The sequence below is a fragment of the Exiguobacterium sp. s191 genome, assembly GCF_018618955.1.
Taxonomy (GTDB): Bacteria; Bacillota; Bacilli; order Exiguobacteriales; family Exiguobacteriaceae; genus Exiguobacterium_A; species Exiguobacterium_A abrahamii.
In genome coordinates this window covers 776,956-793,234 of sequence record NZ_JACSNC010000001.1, presented here as the reverse complement: position 1 = coordinate 793,234, position 16,279 = coordinate 776,956, and the positions used below count along the sequence as shown (strand labels likewise).

The following is a 16,279-nucleotide window of genomic DNA, read 5'->3' as shown; positions in this document are numbered from 1 at the left end:
TGGACTCGATTTATGTACCTCTTAACATTCTTCTTTCATGTTCAGTGATTCTGCCGAGCGAATCGTAATTTGTTTTGTAGCATCATCGATGGATATTACACAATCCCATGTCGGCTTTAACTGAAGGACATCATTTCGATCCAACCACAAGACCGCAGTCAGTTCGATGAAGTCCCCCATCACTACCATTTTTCTCGCCTTCTCATCAATGACAGCATACAGTTCATCATCTAAGTTGATTTTCCAGTCAAAAAATTCACTGACGTTCACTTATCTTTTCCTCCAAACAATCTTTTGTCATCCGATTCAATCTCCCATTAAAACGAAATCTTCCATTTGTTCCGCGCGATCAATACAACGATCAGAGAAGCCAATAAAGATATTTTAAGCGTTGTATCACTGATTACGTGAAATCCGTAATGAAGTGAAAAGAGTACCATGAGTTGCGCAACGACGCTTCCTAAAAAGATCATGTTTTTCATTTTGTCACCTCACTTCCATTCTTGACTACTTGCTGTCAATACTCTGAAATATACCGTCCTTCTTGTTTGTTCGTAATTTGTTCGCCGTCTTTGAATCCCGTGACTTTAAAGCGATGAGATCCCGATCGATAAATCTCATATTCATTTTCCGGTTCATCTTGGAACACGACCAGTGCAATGAATTCACCCGTGCTCGTATCGTATCGAATTTCCTTGTTCTTCACATATGTCATATACTTCTGTTGCTTCAAATAATGATCGATTTCCTGAGTGACCTCTTGTTTTTCATCATAATAAAACACCTTAAAGGCTGAAGCACCGATGATGCCCACTCCTAGAATCATCACTATCGTAATCCATACATAAATTCGTTTCATACCATCACTCCCGAGTAGAAGTAAGAAAAATATCGTATTTCCAGATTCCATTCCCCTTGTTTTAAAAACTAGATATGTTTAAACTAATACAATGACACAAAAAAAGGAAGTCTTTCATGATAAAAAAATCCATAAAATACTTTTTATTGTCATTGATGTTGCTTGTTATCATCTTGAATCTCTTGAATGGTCGAGTGATTGAAAATGAGCGATTAACGTTAGCCGTGAACATCGCTATCGTGCTGATGGCGTTATTTTTTATCAGCTTGAGGTTCTTAAAACGAAAAAGTAAATAGGATGCTTATAGCTCCAAAAAAAGTATGTAAAGGTGGTTAACTCGTGGGACAATTCATGATTTTTGGTGCCTTGATGAATCTTCTGATCATTGGCGCAGTCGTCTATGTCGTATGGAAATTAGCAAAAAAACTCTTTAAAAAATAAATGATGGATGTCCTTTTTTGATTCATTCTTGAAATTCGTATCGATCATGATTACATAAGCAAGGTCCCTTTCTCATTCGAAAAAGGGACCTTGTTCTATTTTATCCTGCGTAGTTGAACAACGGACCACGCAATTCGAACTCATACGTCTCACCGTCGACGATGCCGACGATCGCGTCACTTTCGATCAACTGATGCAGGAAGCCTGCCATCTCAGCCGCCGTATGGTACTTTTTGACGTTCTTGCTGTAGTCGAACCCTGCTTCGCCGCGCGAACGATCCGCAAACTCTGTCTCAGTCGCAGCTGGTGCCAGTACTTTCGCCCGGAGTTTTGCCCCACCTTTTTGCAGTTCTTGCGCTAGCCCTTCCGTGTAGGCACTGACATAGAACTTCGTCGCGCAATACGTGACCGCGTTCGGAACGATCCGGTAGCCACCTGCTGACGAGATATTGACGAGCGTCGTTCCTTCAACGTCATGATGATCGCGGACGAACAGACTCGATAGAATCGTCAGCGCCTCGATGTTCAAGCGAAGCATTTTCTCGATTTTCCCGAGCTCAATGTCCTGGACGAGATCAAAATCGCCGAATCCAGCATTGTTGATCCACGTCTCGATGTCGAGTTCCTTTAGTCCCTCATATAAATCATGGACATTTTGGTTATCTGCGAGATCGACCGACTTGAGGATGACATCACTATCTGGTGAGATTTGTTTGACTTCATCCCGAAGTTTTTCGAGCTCAGACGTCCGTCGCGCGACGAGAACGAGTGATTTCCCTTTTCCTGCGAGTAGTTTTGCCGTCTCATATCCAATTCCCGAACTTGCTCCTGTAATGACCGTGTACTTCATGTAGCATATCCCCTTTTTGATTTGGTATAGTGAGAGTCTAATCCTTAGAGTGAACTCTAAGTCAAGCAGAAAGGTGAGATGTATGTATACGATTTCTGAAATCAGTCGATTGACCGATACGAGTGCCCATACGATTCGCTATTACGAGAAAGAAGGGCTACTGTTTCCGAAGCGCCAGAACGGTCAACGTCGATACGACGACCAAGATGTGACGTGGCTTCGGTTCGTCCTTCGCTTGCGCGAAACGCATATGCCGATCGAGCAAATCCGTTCTTACGTGACGCTGTTTCTTGCTCACGGCGAGCAGGATACGACGCAAGAACGGCTCGCATTGCTTGAAGCCCACCATGCGAACGTCTTAGCACAACTAGCAGCATTACAAGAAACGGAGCGAATGATTGCAGAAAAAGTCGACACCTATCGTCGCCTCCATCCTACAATTCCCGCTCCTGATGTTGTTCAATCCTCTGAGAACGCCTCCGTCAATTGACGATAGACCGTTTCACGCTCGACAGGCGTTAACGCGAGAAAACTGTCGCCGATGTTGATTTCCGTTGCACAGCCGCTATCTTTCTCAACTAGATAACCAGCGATACCAACTTTTCCGTGCGACTGGATTTCAATCAATTTTTCTTCGACGACTGCTTTTTCTGCCTTGAAGTAGAGATGAAACATGTTCGAGACTGGCTCTTTGGGACGAGTCGAGATGCCCGAAATCGCATTCAAACTGCTCGCAAGCTCCTTTGCGGCTGCATGGTACTCTGCCATGCGGTCTTTTCGTTGTTCATAATAAAAATCGGCAGACAGAATATACGGATATAGACTGATCAAGTCACCGCCATAGCGACGTTTCCAGATTCGTGCCTCTTGGCAAAACGGTTCTGGTCCAGCTAAGATTGCTCCTGCGACGCCGCCGAGTCCCTTATAAAAAGAGATATAGACACTGTCAAACAGTTGCGCGATGTCCTTTGCTTCTGCCTCATAATACGGTAAGACCTCAAGTAAACGGGCACCGTCCAAGTGAAGACGGATTCCTCGATCACGAGCATACGCACAGATCACTTCGAGTTCTTCACGCGACGGAAGCAATCCGCCGAGTTCGCGTTGTGGTAGTTCGAGTAACAGACAACTGACGTCCGGCAAAGCTTTGACGTCGTCTATCGTCATCATCCGATCGGCTTCTCCGACTAGTATCGGTTCGATCCCGTGCAATTTTTTTAAACCGTCCTGTTCGTGAATTTCGAGATGACAGAGCGGGTGGTAAGCGACCTTGCGATTGTTCTGTTCATCCGACCAGATACGTAACGCAATCTGTTGCGCCATCGTGCCACTCGGGAAAAAGACCGCATCGTCGTGCCCGAGTAAGTCTATCATCTTGCGCTCGAACGTCTTGATTAATTCGCCATTGCCATAGATGTCACTTGGTTGATCAGCCGAGACAGTTCGTAGCGCTTCTTGTAACACGCCGACCGTCCGACTACCATGTCCATCTAAACGTTTCGTCGTTTCTTGGTAACTCGATCGTAAATCCATCTCTTTCATTCCTTTCTAAATCAATGACTATTTTTTGAAAAAATCAAAATATTCCCTCTCTACTTTTGCTATACTGTGTAGCGAAAGTCTGTTAAACGTACTCGTCAAAGGAGGTGTCCCTATCGTGCAAACGCTTCGCACTCGCCTATTGCTTCTTATTCCACTTGTCTGTCTACTATTACTTACCATGCAACAATTTGTCCCGTCGCTCTATACGTCACTGCTTGGAAGAATTGATCCAGCAACGAATACATATTGCGTCGACCGTTGCGGTCCAAAGGAATCGATCTTCGATACGATCGAAGAAGGAACGTCTTATGGTGAAAGCACGGTCACGATGAGCGAAGTCGATCCACCAGCTCCATGGTTCCGGACAGGGTTCGATTCTTCGGTGACGACACCTCCTTATCTTCTCATACTATGTCTCATTCTCCTGTTTTGTAGCTGGTTTTTCTGGTATTATCTCCAGTGGTTGCGTCGACCTCGTATCGATCCATCAGGGTACGTGCTTCCGCCACGGTTTCCAATCTTCATCTATGAGACAAAAGACCTGCCTGCTGACTCGATTCGAAAACAACTCGCTCACTTTAATGCACAATTGCCACTGTCCTTACAACGCCGGACCCACGAGACGGTAACGGAATGGTTTGATCGGATTGCGTTCCCATCTCCTGTTGATCCGCTCTACTTTGAAGTCCGGTATGGGAAGGTACCGGTCATCTCGACGCATCAATTGACCTTCTTCGCCCAAGCGATGGAGCAGTATCTTCGGACATGCCAAGTTCAATCATCGATCTCTTGAATCCTGCCGCCCTGCTCATTGAAGCTCGGCGGTTTTTCTTTTGCTGTCGAGTAGGATGACATCTTGAAAGAAGGTTCCAAAGGTTTTTAAGATTTGGATTGACTATTTTTCAAAATCAGACGATTAGTTGCCAGAAAACTGGGTAATATAGACTATAGTAGAGAAAAAGTCGTTCAACCAGGAGAGTGAGGTGAGAGAAGATGATCAGTGCACAAGAAGCCTATTACATCAAGAAGGAATTGAATGAAAAATTCGAGGATCCGCGGATTTCCTGTGATTTTTCAATCTTTTCGCTTGAACCGTTCCAACTTCTCTTGCACGTCCAAGAAGATGTCGATGAGCTCAGTACTGAAACACGCTATGGCTTAAGCCGCAAGATTCGGTCCCAACTCAAACAACTCGATGCACGTGTCGGTGGTGTTCCCGTCAAAGCGGTCTATGTCATATCGGCGCCTCTCATTTCCGATCGATCGTATTGCGTCATCTTACAATGAACATAAAAATACCCCGTATGAGAAGTAAGTTCTCACGTGGGGTATTTTTGTGTTCATCGGTCTGTAAAACCATCGATTTTCCAAACGTTCTTTAAAAAAGTCTGCTCCTTGGACCAGTAGATGATCGCATATTCTCGATTGATGTGTTTCCGCTCTGTTATCGGATGCTCGATTTCCGCATCAAAATCACAAAAGGCATACAGAGCGTTTGACCTGTCAGCAATCCTTTGCATGTCCTCCATGAACATCAATTCTTGCTGGTCGGTCGTCAACGGAATTAACTTCTCTTCTTGAAAACCGAATCGAAAACCAAAGCAGTCAGGCTCTTTTTCAATCGTCATTCGAACAGGTATTGTCGTTAAACCATGATACGCTGAGAAGACGAGCGAGGCATTCCCGTAATGATGACTCAGCAATGGACGCCAGTCTTTCGGAAGACCTTTTTCCTCGCCCCAATGTGATCCATCAATATCCGTCGCGTAACTGTATCCGAGAACTCGTATGTCTGAATGAAATGCATCCAAGACCGTTCGAGCAACGTTTTCCATGTTTTCCGTTTTTTCAAAAACAAATCCTACCTGTATCACCATTCTTCATTCCCATCTGATTATGCATTACCCTGCCATGTCACCGATTTGGTTCCGACCATTCTCTTTCGCCCGATACAACGCTTGATCGGCTTGGTCGATCACCTCTTTTTCCGTCGTCTCTGCTCCAGGTACGAGCGACGTCAAGCCAAGACTGACACTGACCCGGCAAAGTGGTTCATACCGTTCATGTACGATATTCAAATCGAGAATGTCCTGACGAATTCGTTCTGCAATGTGCCGGGTTTCTTCTGCTCCACGCGACAACAAGACCGTGAACTCCTCTCCTCCATACCGAGCGACTTGTCCATGCCGTGCTTGACGCTTCAAGACGCGGGCGACTTCCTTTAAACATTCATCCCCTTTTAAATGACCATACGTATCGTTATACGATTTAAAGGCATCGACATCGATCAAAATCAGGGAGAGTGGTGTCTGCTGTTGTTTGGCTTCTTCGAGGAGATGTTCCAATCGTTCATCGAACGCCCGCCGATTCGGAATACCGGTCAAGGCGTCGTGAAGCGAACGATGAATCAAGGCTCGTTTACTGCGTTCCATCCGAAACGTCTGGATGAAGGCAATCAAGACGATGACAGCGATGCTTGCAACGACGACGATGACCCATTTCGCAGCACTCGATGCTTGTTCGGAACGATTCGTTGCTTCGGCAATGATTCGGTTGACGTCCGTCCGTAGACGGGCATCGATCGGACGAAATGTCTCGATATATTGCATCCCTTGATAGCGTTTTGCCTCAGCGACTGCTTGATCCCCGCTTCGAACGAGTGCCAGTTGGGCATCATAAAACCGGGTTGCCGTCTCAATTCGTGGGATCGCTTCCGTCCGGACGAGCTTTCGCATGATCGGATGATTCTCATCGAGTTGATTGAGTCGCTTGACCGTTTGATCAAGCCGATCAATCGTCCGATCATACTGGGCTAGATCCGCCTCGTTCGGTGAGAGGATGTAACTGCGAACGACCAGTTCAAGATTTAGTAACGCCGGAAACAACTCTGCTGCTTCCGTCGAGATCGGAATCGCCTCGTTTAAGATGCGTGCATTCTCTCGTTCGATTTTTAGGAAAGCTTGATAGCTCCAGACGCTTGTAAATAAAAGCGCACAGAGTGCCAAAAACAAATAGCGCTGCAACGTTGACCATTTCACAAAAAGACCGACCTTTCTTTCTCTATCTAATTGACTAAAGTCTATCCCTTATATCGGTGTCTTGAAATCAAACTGTTAGTCGTTTGTATGAAATAATGCCCGTTGCTAGAACATTCCAAACGCTTCCAGCCTTCTTAATCGGTCAGGGATGTGTTTTCCAGCTGTTCCTGTGACTGCCTTCGTCTCATTGCTCGTTCTGTCACATCATTGTTCTTCCACCAAGCGACGAGTAGACCGACCAGTCCGATCAGACCCGTCACGAACCGTTCGACGTCACTTGACGATACTGGCAATGCTGTAAAACCGAGCGTCGGTAAGAGTAACTCAAGAAAGACATAGAGCGGAATCAAGAGACGGATCCACGCCTGAAGACGAATCATGGTGACACCGGAAAGAGACGACGCCATGTTTGCGGACCAACGATCCCGTCAGCGACTAGACGACACGTCTGTTGGAACGTTCGAACGGCGTGCGTCAATCGGGCATCAAAAACTCCCGTCACCACAAGTCCCAAGCGTTTTTCAAGGGCTCGGACGAGTTCCGGTGCTTGGATTTTTTCCCGTAGATAGTGTCCCGGTTTTGGCACATGATGGCGGGCAAGACTGACATGATCGTACAGTTCAAAATGTGGGTAGTCGGGAAAACGAGACCAATCCCCTCCCCAGTCCATTCCGCGTCGTTTCATCGCTGCAACAATCCGCTGGAGTCGCGCATCTGGTGGAGAAAGGAATACTGCTCCGTCTTCGTAAAGGAAGACATCGATTGCGACACCGAAGTTATGGTTCGATTGTCCGCCGCGGGCTTGCGTCACGATGGGCCCTGGTGTCGTCCGTCCTTTTGCATACAACGCATTCTGTTCCGAGATACTCCGAAAGCTTTGCGCTACACCGAGCTTGATTCCATGCGGATAAAGCTCTCGTATCACGTCACGCGCGATCCGGATGACAGACGGATGCATGCCAGGAGCGGATAGTTTTTGATTGGCACGTCGGAGTAATTCTTCTAGTTGCATAAAGCTCCCTCCCTTGTCAGTGCTTGTAATAATTCTGCAATTTCGGCGTCGTCAGGTATGGTCTGTTTCTCTTTATGGTGTGCTTCATATGCTCGTTGCGCTGCTTTTTCTCGTTCCATCCAATTCGGTAATTGAAATAATGAAGTTTCTCTTCTTGAACGTTTGGTTCCTTGTTTCGGACGTACTGCCGCAGATCCGGTCGCAAGGCGTTTGACGACTTGCTCGATGTAACCAAAATGACGACTGTTCGCCCGCGCTGCCTCTTCGATCGCATACTGGATTCGCTCGATCGGATGGTCTGTTGCCAGCTGTAGCAATTCCTGCTCGATTCGTGGTGTCGCTTTACCTAGATTCGTTTCGTACTGCTGCACCAGTTCCTTTTTTAAAGTCGTTTTCTTCAAGACTTCTTCTTCGGAGTCAGCAGAAACCTCGGGGGCAGTCGTCTCGTGACTCGCCGGGGACGGTATGTCGGCACGGGGCAGGACACGGTAAGCATTCGAGGTCTGTCCCCCGTGTTTCGTGAACCGTTCGACTTTCTCGATCCGACCGCTTGCGATCAAGGACTGGATACACGACTTGACCGTCGATTTACTGCACGGAACAGCGTCGGCGATCGTTTGATAGGACGGGAATGCTTGACCATCCTGACCACTGAAGCTTTCAAGGATCAGATAGATCATCTTTTCATGGACGGACGCAAATGCCGTCCCGCTCCGTAAGAGCGTATGGGGAACCGGGAGATATGGAACTTGCATGGTGATTCCTCCTTTCTAGGAAATATGACAGGAAGAAGTCGAGGATTGTTCGAAAAGAATAGGGAGATGTTTTTTGAGAGGAGTGACAGGATGAACGAACTATTCACCTATTATCTACAGGAGCTTGATCACTATCAACCGGATTCCTTGATTCATCATCTGGATCATGACACATGGTCGATCAGTCAGATGTACGATCATCTGATCGTCGTCAGTCATGAGTATTTGGATGAGGTCGAGTCGTGCCAGTTCGCACCCATGACCACGTCCGGGAAGTCACCTTTTGGCGAGGTACTGTTTGCTGCCGGTGCGTTTCCGGCGACACCGATCCGGTTACCGGATGCGATGAACGCACCACCGGACGAGACGGCTCACGTCGACCGATTACGGACGCGTTGGCTTGAGTTGACCGATCGTCACACTGCACTTGCTTCCATCGCAAAGTCGGCACCCGCTGACCAAAAGACGCAACACGGTGGGATGGGCTGGTTGAATGCCGCCGAGTGGTATGCTCTCGTCATGTATCATCTCGCGCACCATCGCCATCAAAAACGACGGCTTGATGCCGCATTAGCGAATCTCCCATAAGAAAAAGCGCTCTCCGTTAACGAAGAGCGCTCCTGTTCATTTCAAGACGTCCCAACTCGAAAAGTGTCGTGCCTCGAGATCGAGTTGCTGTTCCTCGATCCAGCGAAACGCTTCGAGTACGAGCGGTGACGCGTTATCAATCGAGACGTCACTCGCCTTGACCCAGCGCGCACCGAGCGAGTCTTGTCCGACAAATTGTTCAGGGATACTAAGCGTTCCCCCCGTCTGTCGGACGAGATAAAAAACAGCGATGTGATGGACTTCGTCGAACTCGCGCCAGTCCCACGGAAGCTTGAAGTCCGCGACGCCGATCTGCCGTTCGAGTGCCACCTCGAGCCCTGTCTCTTCCGTGAATTCCCGGCGCATCGCCGTAGCGAGCGTCTCCCCTTCTTCAAGGCTCCCCCCTGGTAAATCATAGCGATTGATATACGGTCCACCATTCTTGTCGATGACGAGTAAGGCATCATCCTTCAACAATAATCCATAGACACCGAATGCCCGGTGACAACGAATCGTCTTCATGTGTCATTCCCCCTTCTCTTCATCTGCAGGACGGTCGGGATGAATGGATCCAAAAAGCCGTCAAACGGAAACTGCTGCTGCGCGATTCGCTGTTGTAGGTTCAGTAACGATGCACGAGCTCGTTTAATCACATCAGTCGGATAGTCGTACAATTGTTGGTTCTCTAAAAATTCGTCCTCGTCGACGACCGTCCACACTCCCTCTCGATGGACGAGATCGAGATCCAGATCAATGAACGATAAGGTATTTCCTTGAAGTACCGGCGGTAAGCAAATGTTACAGTAGTACGTCACTTCTCCCGTCCGCTCTATATCGAGACCGACCGTAAAATCAGCATCAAGCGGATAGAATTCCAGACTATAATTGTCATATGTATAAACGGCTTCGCGACGATGATGTAAAAGTGTCCGTCCTGGCGTATTCGCGACGAGCAGATACGCTTCCGTCTGAACAAGAACGTCTCCGTCCCACGAGTAGTGCGGACGTCCGTCAAACTTCCGCGCTTCAATCGTTAGATGTTTCGGTTCCAACCTCATCCCTCCCTTTCCCTAAAGCTCTCTTATTTTACCAAATGATCATATCGAAGCAAGTCTTTACCTGATTTACTAAAATTTTGAGAGTCTCTCGTTGACATCCTTTATCAAACTGCTATCGTGAAGGTATCATACTCAAGGATGTGGAACCGATGTTCATTGCCGAGTTGTTATTGAATGCTTGCATCGCCTTCACCGGCTTTTATTTGATCGCCAAAATCATTTATAGTCAACGTCTCGCGTCAAGTAGCTTGAAATCCCTCATCGTCGGTCTCGCGACCGGGCTGCTCGGGGTGCTATTGATGTTTAAGGGGATCGCCGTCAACGAGTCGTTACGAATGGATTTGCGACATTTGCCACTCGTTCTGCTCGCCTTTTATGGCGTCCGCTCGCCACTGATCATCGCGACGCTAATCATCGGTTGTTCCCGGTTCTATTTCGGTTGGACACCCCAAGCAGTCGTCGCCTTTCTCGCTGTCCTTGGCATCAGCTCCGGGATGTACTTCATCCACAAACGGCTGCTCCAACGACCATTCTTGCAAAATCTCATCATGAACGTTTGGGCCTTGTTCATGATCTCGATTGCTGTCTCGATTAATCTCGGCTTTAGTGATGCCGCTCTTCGTTTGCTCGCTTCGACATGGACGATCGGACTCGCGGTCGGACTCTTATCGAGCCTGTTGACGATTGATTTTCAGTTGCTTAACGAACAGGTGCAACGCTATAAACAATCAGCGGAACTCGATCACTTGACGGGACTATACAATCGCCGTGTTTGGGACGAACGGACGGCGTTGCTCGAAGCAGAAGGACGTGTCTACAATGTGCTCGCACTCGACATCGACCACTTCAAGCATGTCAACGATACATACGGGCATGCGAACGGTGATCTCGTCTTGCAACAGTTCGCACGGATCTTACAGGAAGAAACGCGTCCGCACGATATCACGGCGCGCATCGGTGGAGAGGAATTCATGGTCCTCGTCTATGATTTGACGCCTTCGAAAGTCGCGAAGGTCGCTAACCGAATCCGGGAGCGAATCGCGAACACGCGCTTTCAGCTCGACGGTTTTCCCGCCATCTCGATCACAGCATCCGTCGGCATCGCCCATGGGAAACACGTTGCTGCCCAGCGGATGAATATCCTTGCCGACGAAGCGTTATATGCCGCCAAGGAACAAGGGCGGAACCGTGTCATTCTGTACGAGGTCGATGCTGAGGCAGCCATGACGACACAAGACCGCGAACCGGTCCGTTCTTAATCTTTATCATACGCATTCGATTATTGAGTAGATTGCGCTGGATGATGCAAAAACAGATCATCCATCCATAAGGAGTGAAGCAATGAAATCCGATTTTGAGTTCATGACGACATCAGAAGCGATTCTATTCGTCAGTTCCTTGTTCATGTGGCTGTACATTGGGCGTCATTTCGTCATGATCACGACGTTTGATGACTTATTTTTAACACAATCGTGGTGGTTACTACTTCCGCTCATCACCTTCATCTTATTCTTACGCTCGTTCGTCGTACGACGCTTGATCCTCCATCATAGTCAAGCAGACGAGGACGACATGTCACGCAATGCTTAATCCATGCAAAAGAGGACTTACCATGAAACCGGTAAGTCCTCTTTCTTTATGCTTGATCGATTCGCCGAAACTGTAAGCCGCGTGCTTTCCACTCCGGCAAGAGTTCTTTCAGCGCCGCAATCGTCTGCACGGGTGCTTGTGGATCTGCACCGAACGTATCCCCATTATCATGGAGCAAGATGATGTCTCCTTCTGACACATTTGATAGCAGCCGTTTGATTTTTGCCTTTCCGCCCTCTAGCTTCCAGTCCTCTGCCATCTTCGACCAGAGAATCATGTTGTAAGAAGGAGGACAAAGGACATCTCCAGCATTAAGCGCACCCCACGGTGGACGATAGACCGTCGGACGTTCGCCCGTGATCCGTTCAATGATTGTAGCCGTCCGCTCGATGCCTGTCCGGACGGTCGACGGTCGCATCGACCAGTTCGGACGATGGATATAATTGTGGATACCGACTTGATGCCCTTCTTCGTGCATCCGGCGAATGAGGTCCGGATGTTCTTCTGCTTTATGACCCACGACGAAAAACGTCGCATGAATGCCTTCTTGTTGTAAGAGATCAAGAAGTTCTGCCGTATAGACAGGATCTGGACCATCATCGAACGTCAAGGCGACGGATCGTGAGTCCAGTGATTTCGTCACGCGCCATCCAAAGACGCGTGACGCCATATACGGAACGACCGTATAGGCGAGTGTCGCGAGAACTCCCGCTGTGACAAGACGTGAACGCATGTAAACTAACTCCCTTATTATCCATTTACTTTTTGACGACGATCTTGCAGGCAACCCGCAATCCGTTCAGCGAAAAATCGCTGATCGGCCATGACGCGATCATTTTGATACTGTGTGACCGCTTGTTGCCAAGCGTGCATGACGTCCGGATTCTCAAGCGTCCGACGGATGACGTCCGCGAGTGTATCCGTTTGATTAAAGGAGAACGCAAGCCCTTTCTCCATCAAATACGTGCGATTGATTTCTTCTTGCCCCGGTAGGACGTGTTGAATGAACAGCGGTATACGTTTTTCGAACGCTTCGCTAACCGTCACGCCACCCGGCTTCGTGACGATCGCATCCATCCGTTCATACAGTTGATTCATCTCATCCCTTGAATCGATATAGGCGAGTGGATGGATATGTGGATGACGTCGCGTGGCTAGTCGTTTATAGAGCGTCTGATTGTTCCCGCACAAGACATGAAAATCTGCTTCCGCACACTGTTCGATTTGCGTCAGCAACGTCTCGAGTTGACCGAGTCCACCGTTTCCGCCAGCAACAAGAATTTGTTTGCGGGACTGCGTCGAACGAATGATGGAACCACCAGAAATTGCTGGATGGACAGGGATTCCTGTTACGAACAACCGCTCTTTTGGTACAGCATGGTGCGCGTGCAATTCCCGCCTCGCCTCACGATTCGGCAACAGATGATACTCGATATGCTTCTTTCCCCAGACGCGACTGACGAATAGATCGGTATAGGCATTGATGACGGGTACATCACAAAGGTTTCGTTCCTTCAATTGATTCAAGAGATAGGACGGAAATGCATGCGTACAGATGATGACATCCGGTTGTTCCGTTCGGATGATTCGTAACATCTGCTGTTGGAAATAATGCGACGTCCATCCCCTTGAGCGCGCGTTACTTGAACGCCCGGCAATATGCCGATGGTAAAAACGACTATAACCGTTTGAGAAATGTCGGATCCAGTTCAGATAAAACTTCGATGTCACCCATTCCGCGAACGGGCTGATCGTACTGAGTAACTCTACTTCCTTGACTTCAACATCTGGTCCCTGCAATCGTTCGGCGATGGCTTCCGCGACGAGATGATGACCGGATCGCATCCTTAAAAAAGGAAAGATCACTATTTTTTGCATCGTATGTCCACTCCTTCAAACTATCCGCAAAAATCCTTTAAAAAGAAGTATCGCTTAGTCTTCTTTTCCCGCTTGGTTTTTCCCTGAAACGACGCGTTTTTCAAGCCGTTTACGCTTGAGCCATTTGACGAGTACACCGAGCAGGAACAATACGAGTAAGGCAAGTCCGAAATACGGTACGACTTCCGGCTTGATATGGAACGTCTTCCCGGCAAAGTGACCGAGTAAGACGAAAGGAACGACCCATAGCGCGGAACCAAGTGCTGACACCCAGAAATAACGACCGAACGGAATCTGCTTCATCCCCGCAAAATACGGATTGATTTGCCGCACGCCCGGAATATAAAGACCGGCGATGATCGTCCGATTGATGCGTCCCATGTAGCCGTTTGACACCCGCTCCCAGCGCTCCCTCGTCAATCCGATGAACCGACCGTATCGTAAGACCGTCGGTCCAAAGAAGCGCCCCGCGCCATATGCCGTCAACATGCCGACGTACGTTCCGGCGAATGCCGTCAAGATTGAATAAATCAAACGTTCTTCGTTCTGACCACTTAAGATACCAATCAGGACGAGTAGTGATTCTTCCGGTGCCGGGATCCCGACGATGCCAAAAAATAAAAAAATGAAAATAACGCCATATCCATAGGCATCGAGATACTGGTTGACCGTATCCATGTTCATGTTGTCACGTCCTCTACTGCTGTCTCTCTGTACTGTTTCATCGTCTTCTGACTATGTATTCGTTCCTGTTCATGCAATTCCTTTTTTAGAAAAATTAAAACCCGTTTTTAGCTAAAATTGACCTCTTCTCTTATCTCTCCTCGTGACAGTTCTCAGCATTTAGGAGATGATGAATAGAGTGAAGTATATTTTTAAGGATAGAAGGAGGATGACGATGAAAGAGACTCAACAGCTGACGATTCGCCCTCTCTCGACCGAGAGTATTCCACTCGTCAATGATGCCAACGATCCGTTCCCAATCATCGGACGTATTGTTCCGCAGTTCTCCGGTACCACTTGGTCCTACACAGAAGAAAGGTTTGAAACAATAACCGAAATCCGTTTCCCGGACGATCGACTCGACTGGGCGACGTATATCGATAACAAGGACCGGATCGTCCTACTCGCCTTTTCCGGCACTTCTTGTATTGGACAGATCCGTCTCGTACGTGATTGGAACCGTTTTGCTTACATCGAGAACATCGCTGTTAAACAAGCGTTTCGTAAACTTGGCGTCGGACACCAACTGCTCGCCGCTGCGACAAAGTGGGCACAGCAACGCGAATTGATTGGTCTGTCGCTTGAAGCACAGGACGACAATCTGATTGCTTGCCGGTTTTACGCGCGAGAAGGCTTCGTCCTTGGAGGTGTCGATAGTCTAAAACAATCCGCCAATTCACACATCGATCTGACGCTTTATTGGTACAAACTATTTTGAACGTCAGCTGGAAAGGACTTATCTCATGTTGTCTATCGTAAAGAACAGTTTCATTACCGCGATATTGTTCGCTTTTTTGTATGCGTTCATTGCTGGGCTTAAGATAGGGAATCCAGCAATCTACGGCACGTCCTTCACCGACTTCTTCCTAATTGGTCTACTGTTTGCAGGTCCTGTCATCCTGATTGGTGCACTCTTAACAGAAGGGCTTCCGCGCCTGTTATTCCGTTCGACTATTTCACTCACACAACGGATCATTCTCAATCAAGTCGTGGCGTTGTTCGCAAGCATCGTCCTCTATCTACTTGTGCAGCCGCATTCGTTTTCGCTCGTTCCGATGGTATTCTGTTCTGGTGTAGCGTTGATGTATCTCCTCGTCTCCGAGTCGGCACGGAAGTATCCGTCATTTCTACCCTATCTGTTCGGGTGGCTTGGTCGGACCGTCCTCAGCTTCTTTTTGTTTCTCCATTTGTTTGGATCGATGACGATGATTATTCCGTTTCTGTCTTATACGGAGCAGTTGGTCAATGAACAGTTAGACGCTGTCATGCTACTGTTCTTCAGCAGCATCGCGATGGCTGACTTACTGTTAGCTGTCCGTTTCACGAAGCGTACGCTTCCGTGGACGACGCATCTCCTCGTTCATCAAGGCACGGTCTTCGTGTTTGCTGGCGCGTTCATTTTGTTCACTTCACTTCCTGCAGTATGTTTCACCGGAAACGTAGTCGCTGCCTTTTTATATGTGATGGTCACCCGCCTATTCATCGTCATGAAAACTGGGAAGGAGGAACACCATGATCCGTCTGTCATTTCGACTACTGATGACTAATTGGATTTTTTTGATGCTGTATCAACATCTCCCGTATTCACCACGGCTCATGCCCGAGACGGACGCTGGGTATTATTCAGGTGTTTTTGAGACATTACTGTCGTTTGCGATCATCATCACGGTCGGCGGCATCCTGACTGACGCGATTCGTTACTTCGGCTTCCGAACGCGTCCACTTTCCTTTACATCACATCTCTTTCTGAATCAAGGTATCGCCTTCCTTATTGGTGGCATCTTATTAATCGTCTTCAATGGTCTGTTTCAACCGCTCTATTTTCAGGCAATCGCGAGTAGCGCCGCTTTTCTCTATTTTTTGATGACACGTTTGACATTACTATACAAAAAAGATTCAGCTGTTTGAAATCAGCCACATTCTTACATTTTTGTTAGGTAAGAAT

23 protein-coding genes are annotated in these 16,279 nt (G+C 47.9%); 9 read left to right on the top strand and 14 right to left on the bottom strand.

The window, feature by feature from the left end; all coding sequences use genetic code 11:
• Positions 1–21: 21 nt before the first annotated feature.
• The 3 genes from KNQ09_RS04170 to KNQ09_RS04160 form a co-directional block, all read right to left on the bottom strand.
• A complete protein-coding gene (locus tag KNQ09_RS04170; protein WP_023468196.1) occupies positions 22–270 on the bottom strand; it encodes a hypothetical protein in 249 nt (82 codons plus the stop codon).
• 247 nt (positions 271–517) lie between these two features.
• Positions 518–859 (bottom strand): DUF3139 domain-containing protein, encoded by a 342-nt coding sequence (locus KNQ09_RS04165; protein ID WP_214857548.1) that lies wholly within the window; start codon positions 857–859, stop codon positions 518–520.
• 541 nt (positions 860–1,400) lie between these two features.
• Positions 1,401–2,150: an SDR family NAD(P)-dependent oxidoreductase gene (locus KNQ09_RS04160; RefSeq protein ID WP_064300902.1), complete on the bottom strand. Its 750-nt coding sequence runs from the start codon at positions 2,148–2,150 to the stop codon at positions 1,401–1,403.
• Positions 2,151–2,232: 82 nt separating this feature from the next.
• Between KNQ09_RS04160 and KNQ09_RS04155 the strand changes: the two genes are divergently transcribed.
• Positions 2,233–2,640 (top strand): MerR family transcriptional regulator, encoded by a 408-nt coding sequence (locus KNQ09_RS04155; protein WP_035397549.1) that lies wholly within the window; start codon positions 2,233–2,235, stop codon positions 2,638–2,640.
• Here the strand turns inward: KNQ09_RS04155 and KNQ09_RS04150 are convergent.
• Positions 2,610–3,683: a threonine aldolase family protein gene (locus tag KNQ09_RS04150; protein ID WP_214857546.1), complete on the bottom strand. Its 1,074-nt coding sequence runs from the start codon at positions 3,681–3,683 to the stop codon at positions 2,610–2,612. The genes KNQ09_RS04155 and KNQ09_RS04150 overlap by 31 nt on opposite strands.
• 124 nt (positions 3,684–3,807) lie before the next feature.
• Between KNQ09_RS04150 and KNQ09_RS04145 the strand changes: the two genes are divergently transcribed.
• Positions 3,808–4,485, top strand: a complete 678-nt coding sequence (locus KNQ09_RS04145; protein WP_214857545.1) for a hypothetical protein — start codon at positions 3,808–3,810, stop codon at positions 4,483–4,485.
• 200 nt (positions 4,486–4,685) lie between these two features.
• Positions 4,686–4,979: a hypothetical protein gene (locus KNQ09_RS04140; RefSeq protein WP_029341604.1), complete on the top strand. Its 294-nt coding sequence runs from the start codon at positions 4,686–4,688 to the stop codon at positions 4,977–4,979.
• A 53-nt stretch (positions 4,980–5,032) separates the two neighbouring features.
• Here KNQ09_RS04140 and KNQ09_RS04135 read toward each other — a convergent pair whose 3' ends face one another.
• The 5 genes from KNQ09_RS04135 to KNQ09_RS04115 all read right to left on the bottom strand — a co-directional run bounded on the left by KNQ09_RS04135 (position 5,033) and on the right by KNQ09_RS04115 (position 8,497).
• Positions 5,033–5,527, bottom strand: a complete 495-nt coding sequence (locus KNQ09_RS04135; protein WP_214857544.1) for an Imm64 family immunity protein — start codon at positions 5,525–5,527, stop codon at positions 5,033–5,035.
• Positions 5,528–5,593: 66 nt separating this feature from the next.
• Positions 5,594–6,730, bottom strand: a complete 1,137-nt coding sequence (locus KNQ09_RS04130; protein ID WP_214857543.1) for a GGDEF domain-containing protein — start codon at positions 6,728–6,730, stop codon at positions 5,594–5,596.
• A gap of 134 nt (positions 6,731–6,864) precedes the next feature.
• Positions 6,865–7,110, bottom strand: a complete 246-nt coding sequence (locus KNQ09_RS04125) for a phage holin (RefSeq protein ID WP_214857542.1) — start codon at positions 7,108–7,110, stop codon at positions 6,865–6,867.
• Positions 7,107–7,742, bottom strand: a complete 636-nt coding sequence (locus KNQ09_RS04120; RefSeq protein ID WP_214857541.1) for a M15 family metallopeptidase — start codon at positions 7,740–7,742, stop codon at positions 7,107–7,109. The genes KNQ09_RS04125 and KNQ09_RS04120 overlap by 4 nt, the downstream gene beginning before the upstream one ends.
• The gene (locus KNQ09_RS04115) at positions 7,733–8,497 is read right to left on the bottom strand and encodes a helix-turn-helix domain-containing protein (protein WP_214804854.1); all 765 of its coding nucleotides are present in this window, start codon (positions 8,495–8,497) and stop codon (positions 7,733–7,735) included. The genes KNQ09_RS04120 and KNQ09_RS04115 overlap by 10 nt, the downstream gene beginning before the upstream one ends.
• A 90-nt stretch (positions 8,498–8,587) precedes the next feature.
• Here KNQ09_RS04115 and KNQ09_RS04110 point away from each other — a divergent pair, with 90 nt between their 5' ends.
• On the top strand, positions 8,588–9,085 hold the full coding sequence (locus tag KNQ09_RS04110; protein ID WP_214804852.1) for a DinB family protein: 498 nt from the start codon (positions 8,588–8,590) through the stop codon (positions 9,083–9,085).
• 36 nt (positions 9,086–9,121) lie between these two features.
• Here the strand turns inward: KNQ09_RS04110 and KNQ09_RS04105 are convergent, their stop codons facing one another.
• Both KNQ09_RS04105 and KNQ09_RS04100 read right to left on the bottom strand, forming a co-directional pair.
• Positions 9,122–9,607: an NUDIX hydrolase gene (locus KNQ09_RS04105; protein ID WP_214723071.1), complete on the bottom strand. Its 486-nt coding sequence runs from the start codon at positions 9,605–9,607 to the stop codon at positions 9,122–9,124.
• Positions 9,604–10,137, bottom strand: coding sequence for a DUF402 domain-containing protein (locus KNQ09_RS04100; protein ID WP_050677833.1), 534 nt, complete (start codon positions 10,135–10,137; stop codon positions 9,604–9,606). Before KNQ09_RS04100 ends, KNQ09_RS04105 begins: the two co-directional genes overlap by 4 nt.
• 155 nt (positions 10,138–10,292) lie before the next feature.
• On the opposite strand from KNQ09_RS04100, the gene KNQ09_RS04095 reads away from it, so the two are divergent.
• Together KNQ09_RS04095 and KNQ09_RS04090 are read left to right on the top strand one after the other, a co-directional pair.
• Positions 10,293–11,402 (top strand): GGDEF domain-containing protein, encoded by a 1,110-nt coding sequence (locus KNQ09_RS04095; RefSeq protein ID WP_214857540.1) that lies wholly within the window; start codon positions 10,293–10,295, stop codon positions 11,400–11,402.
• Between the two features lie 82 nt (positions 11,403–11,484).
• Positions 11,485–11,733, top strand: a complete 249-nt coding sequence (locus tag KNQ09_RS04090) for a hypothetical protein (protein WP_064300893.1) — start codon at positions 11,485–11,487, stop codon at positions 11,731–11,733.
• Between the two features lie 46 nt (positions 11,734–11,779).
• On the opposite strand, the gene KNQ09_RS04085 is transcribed toward KNQ09_RS04090, so the two are convergent.
• From KNQ09_RS04085 to KNQ09_RS04075, 3 genes are all read right to left on the bottom strand, one after another.
• The gene (locus KNQ09_RS04085) at positions 11,780–12,466 is read right to left on the bottom strand and encodes a polysaccharide deacetylase family protein (RefSeq protein WP_064300892.1); all 687 of its coding nucleotides are present in this window, start codon (positions 12,464–12,466) and stop codon (positions 11,780–11,782) included.
• A gap of 17 nt (positions 12,467–12,483) precedes the next feature.
• Positions 12,484–13,578, bottom strand: a complete 1,095-nt coding sequence (locus tag KNQ09_RS04080; protein ID WP_208796384.1) for an MGDG synthase family glycosyltransferase — start codon at positions 13,576–13,578, stop codon at positions 12,484–12,486.
• 87 nt (positions 13,579–13,665) lie between these two features.
• Positions 13,666–14,295: a DedA family protein gene (locus KNQ09_RS04075; RefSeq protein WP_058704058.1), complete on the bottom strand. Its 630-nt coding sequence runs from the start codon at positions 14,293–14,295 to the stop codon at positions 13,666–13,668.
• Positions 14,296–14,509: 214 nt separating this feature from the next.
• Here KNQ09_RS04075 and KNQ09_RS04070 point away from each other — a divergent pair, with 214 nt between their 5' ends.
• From KNQ09_RS04070 to KNQ09_RS04060, 3 genes are read left to right on the top strand one after another with little or no spacing between them, the layout of a single operon-like run.
• Positions 14,510–15,052 carry a GNAT family N-acetyltransferase gene (locus KNQ09_RS04070; protein WP_214857539.1) on the top strand — a complete coding sequence of 181 codons (543 nt, stop codon included), beginning with the start codon at positions 14,510–14,512 and terminating at the stop codon, positions 15,050–15,052.
• Between the two features lie 25 nt (positions 15,053–15,077).
• A complete protein-coding gene (locus KNQ09_RS04065) occupies positions 15,078–15,881 on the top strand; it encodes a hypothetical protein (protein WP_214857537.1) in 804 nt (267 codons plus the stop codon).
• Positions 15,874–16,242: a hypothetical protein gene (locus KNQ09_RS04060; RefSeq protein ID WP_214857535.1), complete on the top strand. Its 369-nt coding sequence runs from the start codon at positions 15,874–15,876 to the stop codon at positions 16,240–16,242. Before KNQ09_RS04065 ends, KNQ09_RS04060 begins: the two co-directional genes overlap by 8 nt.
• Positions 16,243–16,279 lie beyond the last annotated feature (37 nt).